This window comes from Sphingomonas mollis, from assembly GCF_016427505.1.
Taxonomy (GTDB): Bacteria; Pseudomonadota; Alphaproteobacteria; order Sphingomonadales; family Sphingomonadaceae; genus Sphingomonas; species Sphingomonas mollis.
In genome coordinates this window covers 91,543-108,491 of record NZ_JAELXS010000004.1, presented here as the reverse complement: position 1 = coordinate 108,491, position 16,949 = coordinate 91,543, and the positions used below count along the sequence as shown (strand labels likewise).

Annotated in this window: 11 protein-coding genes; 3 read left to right on the top strand and 8 right to left on the bottom strand. The window is 65.6% G+C overall.

The genetic code is table 11. The features are described from left to right. Nucleotides 1-10 precede the first annotated feature (10 nt). From JAO74_RS08410 to JAO74_RS08400, 3 genes are all read left to right on the top strand, one after another. Nucleotides 11-1,831: an alpha-amylase family glycosyl hydrolase gene (locus JAO74_RS08410; RefSeq protein ID WP_199036973.1), complete on the top strand. Its 1,821-nt coding sequence runs from the start codon at nucleotides 11-13 to the stop codon at nucleotides 1,829-1,831. A gap of 185 nt (nucleotides 1,832-2,016) precedes the next feature. Further along, nucleotides 2,017-2,895 carry an ABC transporter ATP-binding protein gene (locus tag JAO74_RS08405; protein WP_199036971.1) on the top strand — a complete coding sequence of 293 codons (879 nt, stop codon included), beginning with the start codon at nucleotides 2,017-2,019 and terminating at the stop codon, nucleotides 2,893-2,895. An 8-nt stretch (nucleotides 2,896-2,903) separates the two neighbouring features. Next, nucleotides 2,904-6,485: an ABC transporter permease/M1 family aminopeptidase gene (locus JAO74_RS08400; protein WP_199036969.1), complete on the top strand. Its 3,582-nt coding sequence runs from the start codon at nucleotides 2,904-2,906 to the stop codon at nucleotides 6,483-6,485. Nucleotides 6,486-6,492: 7 nt separating this feature from the next. Here the strand turns inward: JAO74_RS08400 and JAO74_RS08395 are convergent, their stop codons facing one another. The 8 genes from JAO74_RS08395 to JAO74_RS08360 form a co-directional block, all read right to left on the bottom strand. Further along, on the bottom strand, nucleotides 6,493-6,870 hold the full coding sequence (locus JAO74_RS08395) for a hypothetical protein (RefSeq protein WP_199036968.1): 378 nt from the start codon (nucleotides 6,868-6,870) through the stop codon (nucleotides 6,493-6,495). A 198-nt stretch (nucleotides 6,871-7,068) separates the two neighbouring features. Continuing rightward, entirely contained in the window at nucleotides 7,069-7,683 is a 615-nt protein-coding gene (locus JAO74_RS08390; protein ID WP_199036966.1) for a TetR/AcrR family transcriptional regulator, read from the bottom strand. 47 nt (nucleotides 7,684-7,730) lie between these two features. Then, nucleotides 7,731-8,810 (bottom strand): LacI family DNA-binding transcriptional regulator, encoded by a 1,080-nt coding sequence (locus JAO74_RS08385; RefSeq protein ID WP_332908765.1) that lies wholly within the window; start codon nucleotides 8,808-8,810, stop codon nucleotides 7,731-7,733. A gap of 8 nt (nucleotides 8,811-8,818) precedes the next feature. Further along, a complete protein-coding gene (locus JAO74_RS08380) occupies nucleotides 8,819-10,324 on the bottom strand; it encodes a tryptophan halogenase family protein (RefSeq protein ID WP_199036964.1) in 1,506 nt (501 codons plus the stop codon). Continuing rightward, nucleotides 10,321-11,343, bottom strand: a complete 1,023-nt coding sequence (locus JAO74_RS08375) for a cupin-like domain-containing protein (RefSeq protein WP_199036962.1) — start codon at nucleotides 11,341-11,343, stop codon at nucleotides 10,321-10,323. The genes JAO74_RS08380 and JAO74_RS08375 overlap by 4 nt, the downstream gene beginning before the upstream one ends. Next, nucleotides 11,336-12,043 (bottom strand): SapC family protein, encoded by a 708-nt coding sequence (locus JAO74_RS08370; protein ID WP_199036960.1) that lies wholly within the window; start codon nucleotides 12,041-12,043, stop codon nucleotides 11,336-11,338. Before JAO74_RS08370 ends, JAO74_RS08375 begins: the two co-directional genes overlap by 8 nt. Before the next feature lies 1 nt (nucleotide 12,044). Further along, complete coding sequence (locus tag JAO74_RS08365) at nucleotides 12,045-13,604, bottom strand: tryptophan halogenase family protein (RefSeq protein WP_199037376.1); 1,560 nt, start codon at nucleotides 13,602-13,604, stop codon at nucleotides 12,045-12,047. 88 nt (nucleotides 13,605-13,692) lie between these two features. After that, nucleotides 13,693-16,731 carry a TonB-dependent receptor gene (locus JAO74_RS08360; RefSeq protein ID WP_199036959.1) on the bottom strand — a complete coding sequence of 1,013 codons (3,039 nt, stop codon included), beginning with the start codon at nucleotides 16,729-16,731 and terminating at the stop codon, nucleotides 13,693-13,695. Nucleotides 16,732-16,949 lie beyond the last annotated feature (218 nt).

Here is a 16,949-nt window from a genome sequence, read left to right as displayed (position 1 = left end):
GCCTCAACCCATGATGAAAAGCGTCGCCACGGTTCTGGCAGCCCTGCTGCTTTCCACCCCCGTGGCGGCGCAGACGCCGCCCGCGGCGGATTATCGCCAGCGGCTGCCGCAGGACGAGGTGATCTATTTCGTCCTGCCCGACCGGTTCGAGAACGGCGACCCGACCAACGATCGTGGCGGCCTGAAGGGCGGGCCGCTCACGACCGGGTTCGATCCGACGCACAAGGGCTTCTATCATGGCGGCGACCTGAAGGGGCTGACCCGCCGTCTCGATTACATCCAGGCGCTGGGGACGACGGCGATCTGGCTCGGCCCGATCTTCAGAAACAAGCCGGTGCAAGGCGCGCCGGGCAAGGAATCGTCCGGTTATCACGGCTATTGGATTACCGATTTCACCGCCGTCGATCCGCATCTCGGCACCGAGGCGGACATGCGCGCCTTCGTCGATGCGGCGCATGGGCGGGGAATGAAGGTCTATATGGACATCATCGTCAACCACACCGCCGACGTGATCCAGTACCGCGAATGCCGCGAGGGCGTGCCGTGCCTGTACCGCGACCGCGCCGCCTATCCGTATCAGCGACGCAGCGGCGTGACGGGCAGGGCGATCAACCCCGGCTTCGTCGGCGACGGCGTCGGCACCGCGAACAACTTCGCCGCGCTCACCGACCCGACCTATGCCTATACCCCCTATGTCCCGGCTGCCGAGAAGAACGTGAAGGTGCCGGCGTGGCTGAACGACCCGATCTATTACCACAATCGCGGCGACACGATTTTCCGCAACGAGAGTTCGACGATGGGCGACTTCTCCGGCCTCGACGATATCATGACCGAAAATCCGCGCGTGGTGGCGGGGATGATCGATATCTTCGGCGGCTGGATAGACCGGTTCAAGGTCGATGGTTTCCGCATCGACACCGCCCGCCATGTGAACCCCGAATTCTGGCAGGCGTTCGTCCCCGCCATGCTCGCCCGCGCCAAGGCGAACGGCATCCCGAACTTCCATATCTTCGGTGAAGTCTCCGACCACGACGTCCGCCCCGCCGTGCTCGCGCAGCATACGGTGGTCGACAAGTTTCCCGCCGTGCTCGACTTCTCGTTCCGTCAGGCGCTGGTCGAAACCATCGCCGGTACGCGCGGGACGGACGCGTTCGAGGCGCTGTTCGACGGCGATGCGCTATATGCCAAGGGCGTCGACACCGCCGCCATCCTGCCGACCTTCAGCGGCAATCACGACGATGGCCGCTTTGCCACCTTCGTCCGCCGCGCGTTCCCGCAAAGTTCGGACGACGAGATATTGAAGCGCGTCATGCTGTCGAACGCGATGCTGCTCACGCTGCGCGGCGTACCGACGATCTATTCGGGCGACGAACAGGGTTTCGTCGGCGACGACGGCGATCAGGACGCGCGCGAGGACATGTTCGCCAGCAAGGTCGCCGTCTATAACGACAATCGGCTGATCGGCACGACCAAGACCACCACGACCGCCAGCTTCGGCGAAACCAACCCGCTGTTCCGCCAGATCGCCGGGCTGGCGAGGCTTCGCGTGTCGCATCCCGCCCTGACCCGCGGCCACATGCTGATCCGTGCCCGGCGCGAGACGCCCGGCCTGTTCGCCGTGTCGCGCTTCGATCCGGCGACAGGCCGGGAGGTGCTGATCGCGTTCAACACCTCCGCCACGCCGATCGAACAACCAGTGCAGGTCGACACCGCCTCGACCGTGTTCACCGCGCTCGCCGGCACCTGCGCGCCCCGCGCCGTCGCGCCCGGCAGCGTGATGCTCAAGCTGCCGGCGTTTGGCTATGCCGTCTGCGCGGCGGAGGGCCACTGAAGCAGATCACGCGGATCAGACCTTCCCGCCCCGTTCGTGCTGAGCGAAGTCGAAGCACCTTGCGGAGAGGTGGCCTTCGACTGCGCTCAGGCCGAACGGAATAGCTCAGCGTTTTGGCGAACTAGCGCGCTTTACATCAGCAACACACCTGTTAGCTTGCCATCCGAATCATCGGGGGATGGCGGATGTTGCGGATCGACAAGCTGGCTCATGTGTACGGCAACGGCACACGGGCGCTGGACGGGGTCGATCTGGTCATCCCGGCCGGCATGTTCGGCCTGCTCGGTCCCAACGGCGCGGGTAAATCGACACTGATGCGCACCATCGCGACGCTGCAGACGCCGACATCGGGCGCCATCGTGTTCGACGGTATCGACGTGATCGCCGAACCGGAACGCTTGCGCCGGACGCTCGGCTATCTGCCCCAGGATTTCGGCGTCTATCCGCGCGTGTCGGCATACGACATGCTCGATCACATGGCGGTGCTGAAGGGCGTGGCCGGGCGCGGCGAGCGCAAGGAGACGGTCGAGGGACTGCTCCAGCAGGTCAATCTGTGGACCGTCCGTAAAAAGGCGCTGGCCGGTTTCTCCGGCGGCATGCGCCAGCGGTTCGGCATCGCGCAGGCGCTGATCGGTAACCCCAGACTGGTGATCGTCGACGAACCGACCGCCGGTCTGGATCCAGAAGAACGCAACCGCTTCCTGAACCTGCTGGGTGAGATCGGCGACGAGGTCGTCGTTATCCTGTCGACCCATATCGTCGAGGATATCGCCGATCTCTGCCCGCGCATGGCGGTGCTGGCGGGGGGCCGTATCCTGCTGGAGGGTGCGCCGCTCGACCTGATCGAACGGACACGCGGGCATGTCTGGCAAAAGGCGATCGGCCGCAGCGAGCTGGACGATTACCGCGCGCGCTATCAGGTCATCTCGACCCGGTTGTTCGCGGGGCGGACGATCATCCATGTGATGCATGACGGATCGCCGGGCGAGGGCTTCGATCCCGTCGCGGGCGGGCTGGAGGACGTATATTTCTCGACGCTCGACGCCTCGCGTCGCGCCGCCTGAGCGCCGCCATGTTTACCGGCGTTTTCAACTTCGAGCTTCGCTATCAGCTCCGCAACCCGGTGTTCTGGGTCGCGGTCGTGATTTTCTTTCTGCTCGCGTTCGGCGCGGCGACGGTGGACCAGATCCAGATCGGATCGGGCGGCAACGTCCACAAGAACGCGCCGTTCGCGATCGCGCAGATGATGCTGATCCTCAGCCTGTTCTACATGTTCGTGTCGACCGCCTTCGTCGCCAACGTCATCGTCCGCGACGACGACAGCGGCTTCGGTCCGATCGTCCGCGCGACCCGGATCACGCGCACCGCCTATGTCTTCGGCCGCTACACCGGCGCGTTCGTCGCGGCGGCGCTGGGCTTCCTCGCGATCCCGCTGGCGGTGTGGATCGGCAGCCATATCCCATGGGTCGATCCCGAACAGGTGGGGCCGAACAGCCTGTCCTATTACGCGCTGCCCTATCTGTGGCTGGCGCTGCCCGACCTGTTCCTGACATCGGCACTGTTCTTCGCGCTGGCGACGACGACACGGTCGATGATGGCGACCTATATTGGCGTGGTCGCGTTCCTGATCGTCTGGACGATCGCGACCGTCGTGCTCGATCGCAACCCGGCCTATGAACTGGTCGGTGCCTACGGCGAGCCGCTGGGCTTCGGTGCGGCGTCGTATATGACGAAATACTGGACCGCCGCCGATCGCAACACCATGGCGCTGCCGTTGCAGGGCATGTTGCTGTGGAACCGGGTGCTGGCGATCGGTATCGGTGGCGCCGCGCTCCTGTTCGCCTTCGCGACGTTCCGCTTCGCCGACAAGCCCACCCGCCAGAGCCGCCGCGCGCAGCGACTGGCCGCGCGGGCGGAGGCGGAAGAGGTGCCCGCGACCGTCACCCGTCTGCCCGATCCCCGCTTCGACCGCGCGACCGCCTGGGCGCAGCTGGGCGCCCGCACCCGGCTGGAAATGGTGCAGGTGTTCAGGAGCCCGGCGTTCTTCGTGCTGATGGCGCTCGGCCTGTTCAACGCGATGGCGGCGCTGATCGATCTGGGTGAGGTGTTCGGTACCCCCGTGCTGCCCGTCACCCGCGTCGTCATCCGCCTGCTGGAGGGATCGTTCGGCTTCATCCCGATCATCATCGCAATCTATTATGCCGGCGAACTGGTCTGGCGCGAACGCGACCGCAAGACGCACGAGATCATCGACGCCAGCGCGATCCCCGACTGGGCGTTCGTGATCCCGAAGGCGCTGGCGGTGATGCTGGTCCTGTTCGCGACCCTGCTCATCAGCGTCGCGGGCGGCGTCGTGATGCAGCTGATCCATGGTTACAGCGATATCGAATTCGGCAAATACCTGCTCTGGTACGTGCTGCCGACGACGGTCGATTTCACGCTGCTCGCGATCCTGTCGGTCTTCGTCCAGGCGCTCAGCCCGCACAAGTTCGTCGGCTGGGGGATCATGGTCCTCTACGTCATCACCCGCATCACCTTCGCCAATCTCGGCTATGCCGATGTGCTCTACAATTACGGGCGGGTGCCGGCCGAACCGCTGTCGGATATGAACGGCGCCGGCGCCTTCTGCATCGGCGCATGGTGGGTGCGGCTGTACTGGACAGCGTTCGCGGTCTTCCTGCTCGTGCTGGCGCATGTGCTGTGGCGGCGCGGCACGGAGACGCGGCTGCGGCCCCGGATCGCCCGGATGCCGCGGCGGCTGGCCGGCGTGCCGGGGGTCATCGCGCTGGCGGCGCTCGTCGTCTTCGCCGGCACCGGCGTGTGGATCTATACCAACACGCATGTCTGGAACGAGTATCGCACCACCGTGTCCGATGACGACTGGCTGGCCGATTACGAACGGACGCTGCTGCCGTATGAGAAGACGCCGCAACCCGCCGTCCAGTCGGTCCGCCTCGCCATCGAACTGCGCCCGCATCAGCCCAAGATGACCGCGACCGGCACGATGACGCTGGTCAATCTTCAGGCGCAGCCGATCCGTGATCTTCATATCCGGCTGGGCGATCGCCTGACCCGGCTGGTGTCACTCGACGTGCCGGGCGCGACGGTGCTGCGCGATTATCCCAAGTTCCAGTATCGCATCTATCGCCTGCCCGCGCCGCTGGCGCCCGGCGCCACCACGACGATCGCCTTCCGCAGTGAACGCGGCCAGCGCGGCTTTCCCAACGGGCGCGGCGACACGCGGCTGGTCGATAACGGCACCTTCCTCGACAATAGCGAATTCGCGCCGACCATCGGCATGTCGCGTGCCAACCTGCTCCAGGACCGGGTGAAGCGGCGCAAGCATGGCCTGCCCGCGGAACTTCGGCCGCCGAAACTGGAGGATCTGGCCGGTATGCGCCGTAACGGTTATGGCATGGACTGGGTCCGCACCGACATCACCGTCACCACCGACGCCGACCAGACGCCGATCGCCCCCGGTTACAAGCTGGCCGACACCACCGCCGCCGGCCGCCGCACCGCGCGGTTCGTGGTCGATGCGCCGATCCTCAACTTCTATTCGGTGCAATCGGCGCGCTATGCCGAAAAGCATCGCCGCCATGACGGGATCGATCTGGCGGTCTATTACGACGCCCCGCATGGTGCGAACGTCGACCGGATGCTGGCGGCCTTTGCGCATGGCCTCGATTATTTCCAGCCGGCGTTCGGGCCGTACCAGTTCCGGCAGGCGCGGGTCATCGAGTTTCCCGATTATGCCCAGTTCGCGCAGGCGTTTGCCGGCACGATGCCCTATTCTGAGGGGATCGGTTTCATCGCCGACCTCTCCGATCCCGACAAGATCGATTATGTCACCTATGTCACCGCGCACGAACTGGCGCATCAATGGTGGGCGCATCAGGCGGTCGGCAGCGACAATCAGGGCTCGACCATGCTCACCGAGACGCTGGCGCAATATTCGGCGCTGATGGTGATGGAGAAGCTGTACGGCCGCGACCAGATCCGCCGCTTCCTGAAATACGAACTCGACCGCTATCTGAAGAGCCGCGGTGGCGAGGTGATCGAAGAACTGCCGCTCGACCGGGTCGAGGACCAGCCGTACATCTATTACCGCAAGGGATCGCTGGTGATGTACCGGCTGAAGGACGAACTGGGCGCCGATCGCGTGAACGCTGCCCTGAAACGCTATGTCACCCGCTACAGGTTCAAGGGCGCACCCTATCCGCGCAGTCTTGATCTGATCGCCGAGTTCCGCCGTGGTGCGACGCCGGCGGAGAATGCGCTCATCACCGACCTGTTCGACCGCATCACGCTTTACGACATCAAGACGACGGCGGCAGTGACGCGGCGTTTGCCCGACGGAAACTGGGAAACCGCGCTGACCGTCGACGCGCATAAGCTGTATGCCGACGGGCGGGGGAAGGAGCGGGAGGCACCGCTGGCCGAACAGGCCGAATTCGGCGCCTTCACCGCGATGCCGGGCCGGGGGAAATTCGCCGCGACCGACGTGCTGACCATCAAGCGCCTGCCGATCCGCACCGGCGTCCAGACCATCCGCCTCGTCACTCGCACCAAACCGTCATTCGCCGGTGCCGACCCCTATAACACCCATATCGATCGCAACGCCGACGACAATGTGATCGCCACCGGCGGGTGAGGGGGCGTCAAGCCTCCGCGATCCGCAGGCCGGTGACGCTGACGACCAGCGTCTCGACCTGCGCCGCCGCGAAGCCCGCCGCCACGAACCGCTCGACCTCGGCGACCGGCAACGCGAAGCCGCGGTGCCAGGCATGGACGGCCAGCCGCCGCAACGCCTCCAGTCGGGGATCGGCCAGCGCGGACGCCGTGCCGAAACCGAACAGGCTACCCATCGCCCGCGACAGGCGGCTGGGCCGCGCCAGACTGCGCAGCGTATCCCGCTTGGCGAGCGCGATGACGCTCCATTCCAGCGCGGAGAAGCCCGCCGCCACGGGCGCCTTGACGACCATGGCCCGGCTCATGCCCGGCGCGGCGAAGGCATTGTCGAGGTCGAGATAGGCCATGGGACGTCCCCTTTTCGATCTGGGCGAGCGCCGGGGTTCGTCGATGGCCATCCATCGGCATGCCGTCAGTCGCTTGGTTGAAACGACGGGGCCGACACGCTGTCCGTGTCCGTATCCCGTCGCGGTGTAGCTTCGTTACCAGTCGGTATATAAAGCGGCCATCACCGCGTCAACAGACTTTTATACCGGACGGTATTTTTATTTGGTCGGCCACACCGACAGGCTGGTTTCCACGAGCTGGCCCAGTTCCGCGCAGGTTGCGCCGGACCCGCCCTGGATCGCCAGCCCCTGCATGATCGCGAACAGGTATCGCGCCAGCGCCGGCGCCTCCAACCCGTCGGGGAACTCGCCCGCCGCCTTCGCTTCCTCGAACCGACGGATCAGCGCTGCCTCCGACGAAGCACGCCGCTTCACGACCTCCGCCTTGATCGCCTCCGCCTCGGCGCCGCACGCCGCTGCGCTGATGACGCCCAGGCAGCCTTTGGGATCGCAGGTGCTCGTCTGGATCGCCAGCCCGCCGCGAAGCAACCGCTCCGCCACACCGCGCGCGGTCGGCGCATCGAGCGCAGAGGTCATATAGGCCAGCTTTTCGCGCTCGTAGAGGTCGAGCGCCTTGTGGAACAGCGCCTCCTTGTTGCCGAACGCCGCGTACAGGCTGGGCTTGGTGATCCCCATCGCCGCGGTCAGCTCGGCCATCGACGCCGCCTCGTATCCGTTGCGCCAGAACACGCGCAGCGCCGCCGCCAGCGCATCGTCCAGATCGAACTCGCGCGGGCGACCCTTGACGGCCGTAAGAGCACACAAACTTTTCATACCGAGCGGTATATAGGGGCCGGCGCCCGCTACGTCCAGCCGGCCGCCTATGTCCGGGTGGCTGGCGCCGCCGTCGACTGGCGCAGTTGCAGCCCCGCCGGCACCACCACCGGCATCGCCGGCGTCGGTTCGCCCGCATAATCGCCGATGATAAGCTCGACGGCGCGCGACGCGACATCGGCGATCGGCTGCATCACCGCGGTCAGCGGCGGATGCGCCAGCCGCGCGATCGGCGTGTCGTCGAAACTGACGAGCGACAGGTCGCCGGGCACGCTCAGCCCCCGCTCGCGCATCAGGTCCAGCGTGGCGAGCGTCATCTGGTCGTTGCTGGCGATGATCGCGGTCGGCGGATCGGGCAGGGCAAGCAAGCCGATCGCCGCCGCCCGCCCGGACGCATGGCTGAAATCGCCGGTCGCCAGCAACGCTTCGTCCGCGACGCCCGCCGCCGCCATCGCCGCGCGCCAGCCGGTCACGCGCCAGCCGCTCAATTCATACTCCGCCGGCCCGGCGATGAAGCCGATCCGCCGATGGCCCAGCGCCAGCAGATGCTCGGTCGCCAATCGCGCCGCGCGTTCGTCATCCATGATGAGCGTGAAACCCGGCCCCTCTTGCAGCGACCCGATCCGGGCGAAGCGGATGCCCTGTGCATCCAGCAGCCGGATAATGATCGGATTGCCCGAATGCGGCGGCGTCAGGATCACGCCATCGGGCTGCAACGCCGCGATCGCCGCCAGCAACTCGCGTTCGATATGGTCGCTATGGGTGTCGACCAGCTCGACGATCAGGCGATAGCCGTGCTCCGCGCATTTCAGCATCCCGCCCAGCAGCATCTGGTCGACCCAGTCCGTGCCCTGCCGGTTGCGCCAGTCCGCGATCGTCCGCTCGCGGTCGTTCAGCGCCAAAATCAAATACGATCGCGACCCGCCCATCCGCTGCGCCGCGATCGAGGGCACGTAACCCAGTTTCTGGATCGACGCCTGTACCCGCGCCATCATCTCGGGGCGGACATTGGGCTCCTTGTTGATGACTCGGCTGACCGTCTGCAACGACACGCCGGCATCGGCCGCGACGTGCTTGATCGTCACCGCCTGCCGTCGTCGTGTAACTCGCGCTCCACTGCTGCTCACGCTACCGCTCACGCCGCCATGGCACCGCAATAGCGCGCGACATAGGCGGCATGGTCGGGCAACCCCGCCACGGTCCGCCCCACCTCGTCACGCAACGTCGCCAGCAACCGCGCCAGTTCGTCGTCGCGCAGCTTGCCGACGATCGGGTGATAGGCACGCGGCACGATCCCCTGGCCCATCATCACCTGCACCCAGCTGTTCTCCGCGAACAGTTCCTCGTTCTTGCGGAATACGCGGCCGGTTTCGCGGAACAGTTCGATCTTCTGGTCCAGCGAATCCGGAATCGGCATCGCCCCGCATTGCCGCCAGAACGCGCTGTCGCGCCGCTCGGTCGCCTTGTAATGCAGGATCAGGAAATCGCGGATCTGCAGCATGTCGGTATGTTGCTGGTCGTTGAACTCGGCCACGTCGCGCTCGCTGATCCCGCGCATCGGGAACAGCCGGAGCAGCCGCAGCACCGCGCGCTGGATCAGGTGGATGCTGGTCGATTCCAGCGGCTCCATAAACCCGCCCGACAGGCCGATCGCGATGCAGTTCCGGTGCCATTGCCGCCGCCGCGCGCCGGTGACGAAGCGCAGCATATTCGGCTCGGTCAGCGTCCGCCCCTCGATATTGCCCAGCAACCGGTCGAGCGCGGCATCCCGGTCCAGATATCGGCTGCAATACACGATGCCGTTGCCCGTCCGGTGCTGCAATGGAATGCGCCACTGCCACCCCGCATCATGCGCCATCGCGCGGGTATAGGGCAGGGCGGGCCGCACGCTTTCGGTCTGTACCGCGATCGCCGCGTCGCAGGGCAGGTAATGCGTCCAGTCGTCGAACCCCGCGTGCAGCGCCTGTTCGATCAGCAGCGCGCGGAAACCGGTGCAGTCGATGAACAGGTCGCCCTCGATCCGTGCGCCCGATTCCAGCACCAGCGCAGCGATGTCGCCACGCTCACCGTCCAGCTCTACCTGCGCGATACGCCCCTCGACCCGCGTCGTGCCGTCCGCCTCCGCCATCCCGCGCAGGAATTTCGCGTAGAGCGTGGAATCCAGTTGATAGGCATAATTGACCCGGTCGTCGGGCAGATGCGCGAACTTGCCCTGCATCGCCGCGACCAGTTCCAGGCAATAGTCGTCGTACGATTGGTGGTGGCCCTTCTCCTGCCCGTACAGCCAGAAATGCTGGAAACCGGCCGACCAGTGATCCTTGCCGGTCATTCCAAACGAATGGAAATAGCGATGGCCGCGCTCCCTCCAGTCGTCGAACAGGATGCCGAGTTTGAACGTCGCCTGCGTGGCGCGCATGAAATCGGCTTCGTTGATGCCCAGCAGCCGGTTGTAGGTAACGAGCGGCGGGATCGTGGACTCGCCGACCCCGACCGTGCCGATCGCATCCGATTCCACCAGCGTCAGATCGACCGTGCGGCCCATCGTGCGCGCGATCGCCGCCGCCGCCATCCATCCTGCCGTACCGCCGCCGGCGATGACGACACGGCGCATCGAACTCCCCTGCACGGAACCGGCGCTCATCGGCTGAGCGCCCGCAACAGGAAAGCACGGATGCGGCCGGCGCTCTCGGGCGTCATCGGCGCCAGCACGCTGCGTGCCGCCTCCGGGATATGCGCGGTCACGCCGGCGTCGTTATCGAACACATAATAATCGAACATGTCGCGCCAGTATCGCTTCTCGTCGTCGGGCAAATCGCGGATCGCCAGCATCGCATGGTTCAGCGCATCCTGTGGCTGGCCCAGCCACCGCGGCGTCTCGCGCCACCAGTAATTCACCAGCACGTTGAACGGGTCCAGCCCTTCGACATGATGCCACCACAGCGACGGCATATAGATCGCGTCCCCCGCCGTCAGATTGGCGACCGCGCCGTAGGACAGGGCTTCGCGAAAGCGGGGATGGCGATCGAAATCGGGCGCATGGAAATCCACCATGCTCACCGCGCGACCCGCCGGCGTATTGTCGACCGGCCCCAGATACAGGTTGCGGAACTGCTCGCGCGGAAAGACCGTGAAGCGCCGCCGGCCGACCGCGACACAGGCCAGATTGTGCGGCACATCGTTATGCGCGGCGATCCGCGTGCGCGTGCCCATCCAGATACTGGCGAGCGCCGTCCGCCCGCCCAGATCGACATGATTGGCCTCGTGCAGGCCGGTGAAGAACGCGGCGAGGTCGATCGAGGCGAGATAGATCGGCGGCGCCACCGGCTTGTCCTCACCCGCCGCGATCTGCGCGAATATCTCGGGCAGCTTCGCGCGCAGCGTCTGGAAATTCATGCCCAGCCTGTCGTCGTAGAACAGCCGCCCGCCGCTATGCGACGCGCCTACCGATACGGTGAAGGGCAGATCGCGGGCATGGCGGACGATATACTCCCGCGCCGCCGCCCCGGACCGGCGGCCCGCTTTCACCAGCGGCCAGCCATCGACCAGCCCGCGGATCACCACCGGCTCGGTCCGGTTGCGCAGCAACGCATCCAGCGCCGCCGGGCTTTCGATCGTGACCTCCGGCAGGCGGGGCAGGGTGGCGAAGATGTCCTCAGCCATGCCGACCACGTCGACTCTTGCGCGCCACCAGATCGCCAATATTGCCGAGCGAGGCGAGCGCCATGAACATCGGCATCAGATGTCCCGCCCCGTGCAGGTCGCCCAGCGCCGCCTCGTCCAGCGCCGCCAGCCGCTCCTCGTCGATGACATGGAACCCCACCAGACGGTTGGTCGATCCGTCATCCAGCGTGATCTCCAGCGTCAGCGGTTCGAGCAGGTCGTACCGGCGCAGCGCGGCGAAGAAGCCGGCCGATGCGACATATCCCTCGTCCAGCGCGCGCAACTGGTCGATGATCCGTTCCAGAAACGGCGTCGGCCGGTCATGCTCGTCGAACACCCGCACGCCGTCGTCACGGCTGACGCGCGCGCTCGCCATGTCGATATGCACCTGTCGCACGTCCGATCCGTCGCGGTGGCGACCGATCAGGAAGGGCTGGATGTCGATCGCCAGCGGCCGATACCGCGCGTCCCAGCGATCATTGTCGAGGAACAGGTTCTCGCCGATTTCGAACCCGAACAGCGCCAGCGCGGTGAACTCGCCGCTTTCCTGGTTCAGCCGGAACAGAATCGGATATTCGTTCTGCACCCGCCGGAACTCGGTCGGCACGGTGATGCACGACATCGCCGTATCGGCCGCATGATCGGTGCGGATACGCAGGTCGCGATGGGTTTCGGCGGCGAGGATCACATGGTCGGGCATGTCAGGCGCTATGTTCCATGGCTGGCGCTGCGCGGACATTGCGCAACGCGTCGAGATAGGCACGATTGGTCGGCAGGCTGGCCGCAAGCGTCCGTGCGCGTTGGTCGACGCCGCGGAGCAACTGCGCCATGTCGGCGCGCGCATCTCCCCGCACGATCGCCGGGCGGGGCGGTGGAAATCCCATGCCATACAGGACGTATTGATAGCTGGCGGCCGGAAACACCTCGTCGATCATCCCGAAATCGGTGCGCAACGGCGGCTGGTGACGCCATACCTGCAACAGCTCCGCCAGCCGCGGCGGGATCGTCGCACTATCGCGGTGATCGCGCCAATAGGGTTCGTCACGCCGGCTGAGCACATAATGCAGCTTCAGGAACTCCACGATCCGGTCCCAGCGATAGCGGAACAGCGCGTCGAAGCGAGCGGCATGAATGTCCATCACCCCGCGCGTCGCCGGAAAATGGTCGAGCAGCGCATCCAGCGACAATTCGATCAGCACGATCGCCGATGCCTCCAGCGGCTCTAAAAACCCCGCCGACAGTCCGACCGCCAGACAATTGCGCACCCAGAACCGTTCGCGATGCTGCGACCGGAAGGTTAGCCGTCGCACCGACAGCGCGTTCATCCCGACGCCCGGTGCGGCACGGCCCAGATACGCCATAAGTGTGTCCATCGCTTCGTCATCGCTGGCATGGGCCGACGAATACACGCACCCCACGCCCCGCCGCGTCGGCAGGCCGATATCCCAGATCCAGCCGGCTCCATGCGCGGTTGCGTTCGTCTGCGAGGCGATCGGCGATCCTGCCGCCACCGGCACCTGCACCGCCAGCGCCCGGTCGTTGAACAACTCGCCGCTGCGGTCGATCACCCCGACGCCGTATTCGCCACCGATCAGCAGCGCCGCATGGCCGGTGCAGTCGAGGAACAGATCGCCACCGATCGCACCCGATTCCCGCGTCCGCACCGCCGCGATATCGCCGTCCGCCGCCTTGTCGACGCCGACGACATGGTCGCGGACATGGCGAACACCCAGCCGCTCCGTCGCATGGCGCATCAGCAGCGCGGCGAGCTTGGCCGCATCGAGGTGATAGGCATAATTCAGCGCGCCGGCATAACCCGGCATCCCCCGCTGCCGCGGCGCCAGATCGCGCGCACAGACATGCGGTTGCGCGCTCACCATCCCTGCAAAGTCGGCGCCATGATCGCGCCATGCCGCCACGACCGCCGCCGGATCGCCCTCCATCGGTGCGACGAACGGATGCAGATAGCTGTCGCCGGCCGCTCCCGTCACCCACCCGTCGAACCGCGATCCCTGTTTGAACGACGCGTCACACGCGGTCAGGAAATCCGCCTCGTCGATGCCGATCCGCGCCAGCGTGCGCCGCATCGTCGGCCATGTTCCCTCGCCGACGCCGATCGTCGGCACGTCGGGCGATTCGACCAGCGTGACGCGCAACGGAGCCGATGCCGCCGGATCGGCCCGCGCCGCGATCAGGCACGCCGCCAGCCACCCGGCGGTACCGCCGCCGACGATCACGATATGGGCGACTGGCGTATCCACCGTGTTTCCCGTCTTCACTGGACCCCGATCGCAATAGACCTGCCGCCGGGCGACGGAAAAAGCCACCCCACCGGCAGGTCCATCGCCATCAGAACGAGAACCGCATCCCCGCCGAATAGCGCGCATAGCCCGGCTGCACGAACGTCACGTTGTTGTCCGACCGTCGGTGCCCGCGCCGGCTCGATCCGGTCAGGTTGATCGCCTCGACGAACGCCGTCAGCCCCTTGGTGAATTCATAACTGGCACTGGCATCGACCTGGCCATAGGCCTGAACATAGGTCGGGTTGATGCCGGTGCTCGCCAGGAATTCCGCCCGCCAGTTATATGCGACACGCGCCTGGATGCCGTTCTTGTCATAATAGCCGACCGCGTTGGCGCTGTCGCTCAATCCCACCAGCGCAAATTGCGTGACCGAGGCGGGCAGGGCGTTGTTGTACCGGGCATCGCCGTTGACGATCGTATAGTTCAGGATGGTGCCGAACCCGGTATCCCAGAACCGGTGCTGGACCGCGAATTCGAAGCCGTCGATCTTGCCCGTCTGGTCGCTGTTGACCGGCGTGCCGATCTGGAAATTGACCGGATCGTCGCCCGCCACGCCGAAGATGTCGCCGGTGATGAACCCCGTCGCATCCCGCACGAAGCCGCCCGCCGCGTTCAGGTTGGGCCGCGTGGTCGAGGGGAAGTTGGTGAAGATATAATCCCGGATCGCCCCGCCGCTGGCATTCGCACCCAGCGCCGCCACCGCCGCCCGGTATCGCGGACCGGATGCGGGATTGGTCAGGTCGAACGCCGGCGTATTGACCTGCGTCGACGAGATGAAATTCTCCACGTCCTTGTGGAAATACCCGACCGAGATGTAGCTTTCGCGCGAATAATACCATTCCGCCGACAGATCGATATTCTTCGACTTGTACGGGATCAGGCCGGGATTGCCCTGCTGCCCCGTACCGCCGCCGACGCGGAACAGCTGATCGATCGTCCGCCCGCCCTGCAGGCTGGCATAATCGGCACGCGTGATCGTATGGCTGTACGACGCGCGCAGCTTCACGTTCTCGATCGGCTGCATGTCGAAATCGAACGCGGGCAGCCAGTTCTGATATTCGCCCTTGAATCGGGTAAAGGCGCTGGCCCCCGAATAGATCACGCCGAACTCGTTCTGCGACACCCACCGCGTGCCCGACGGCACGGGGACCAGCGCCGACGAGTTGACCAGCGTCTGGTCGTACCGCACGCCCGCGATCAGATGTGCGGGGCGGGAGAACAGATCGAACTTGTTGTTGATCTGGATGAACGGCGACAACGTCTTTTCGGTCGTCCGCCGGTCGGTGTTGAACGGCGCTCGGCAGTCGTTGTCGCCGCCGCATGTCTTGTACAGCCGGTCGATCAGCTCGACCATCCGCTCGAAATCGAACGTGTAGAATTGCTTGATGATCGCCGGATCGTTCGCGCCGCCCAGCCCGTCGAACTTGTCGGGGACGGTGGCGAGGTGGAAGATGTCGTCGGGAATGTCCGATGCCGGCCCGGCGCCGCCCCAAGTATCGTTCTGGATCACGCCGTATGCCGATCGCACCTTGTTGTTCACATACGATACGCCGAAATCGATGCTGTCCAGGAACGCGCCGTCATGGTCGTAATGACCTGCCAGCTGCACCTGGTTGATGCGGTCCTTGAAATAGGAATTGCGGAACGCGTTGCCGGTCGGCGTGATGAGCGAGACGTTCAGCGGATCGATGCCGGGGTACATATTGTACGACAGCACCGGCAGGTAGTTCTCGAAGTTGATCGTCTGGTTCTGGATGCCGAACACCGCGTTGCCCACCGACACGCTGTTGCCATACCGGTTGGTCGGCTTCGATTCCGCGGTCGAATGGTGCGCGTCCAGCGTCATCGTCACGCCGCCCGGCGCGTTCCACGTCAGGTTGCCGCCCAGCGACTTGTTCTCGCTGCGGCTGGTGGTCAGCGCGCCGCTATAGGCCAGATCCTTGCCCTCGTTCGCCCCGAAACGTTCGGTGTAGAACACCGGGCCGGCGACCGGACCATCGGTCCACGCGCTCGACGTGTCGTTGTGGTTGAACCAGATGCCGACGCTGCTGTTGCGGCCCTCGATGTCATTGCGCGAGTAGGTGTAATCGACCGTCGCGGTCAGTTCTTCGACCGGCCGGAATTGCAGTACGAGCTGCCCGTTGATCCGCTCGCGATCGATGTCGGTGAAATCATACCCGGCATTCTGCGGCACTTCGTACACGTCGGTCGCGTCGGGTCGGTTGGTGATGTTCGCGGCACGCGGATCGCCCGGTTGCGCCAGCGAACCCCAGTTGTTCTCCGACCCCAGATACCCGTCGCGATACCCGACGCTGGCGTTGTTCACGCTCGCCTTGCGCCGCTGATAGATGCCGGTCAGCAGCACGCCGATCCGGTTGTCGGCGAACGTGGTCGAGATGATGCCGGATACTTCCGGCGTGATCGGGTCCTTGCCGTTGCGCGACGCATCAAGCACGCCCTTGGCGGCGATGCTGCCGCGCAGGCCCGGCTTGTCGAGCGGGCGGGGCGTGCGGATGTTGATCGACGATCCGATGCCGCCCGACGGCACGGCGGCGCGACCGGTCTTGTACACCTCGACCGCCGAAATTCCCTCCGACGCCAGATTGGCGAAGTCGAACGAGCGCGACGATGGCGCGCTCAGGCCGTCGCCCAGCGACGATGTCGGCATCTGGCGACCGTTCAGCGTCACCAGATTGAATTCGGGTCCGAAGCCGCGAACCGTGACGAACGACCCTTCGCCGTTCGACCGGTCGATCGACACGCCGGTGATCCGCTGCAGCGACTCAGCCAGGTTGGTGTCGGGGAACTTGCCGATATCCTCGGCTGAGATCGCATCGACGATGCCCTGACCGTCACGCTTGATATCCACCGATTCGCGCAGCGACGCGCGGATGCCGGTCACGACGATGTCGTCGCCCGTCGTCGGTTCGCTGGTTGCGGGTGTATCCTGAATATCGGAAGGGCCGGGGTTGCCGACCGTGGCCGCCGCGTCCTGTGCCGCGGCCATGCCGGGCAGGCCGACCAGCGCGAGCGCCGATGTGCCGATGACCAAACGCGATAGCGAGCGAGCCCTGAAGCCACGCATCATAATCCTCCCCTGCAGCCGACGCCGGTTGTTCCGCGCCGTTCTCCTGTGAACGTTCACTTTGATCCTTTGGGCGACCTTGTCAAGGCTGTCGGCGGGTGTGGCGGGCTTAATTGTGAACGTTCCCTTGGATCGCCCTACCACTGCACGCTCGCTCCCGCTTCGATCAGCGCTTAGGGATAGGTACTTGTACGGGGAGGGGACCGGATTGCCGGCCA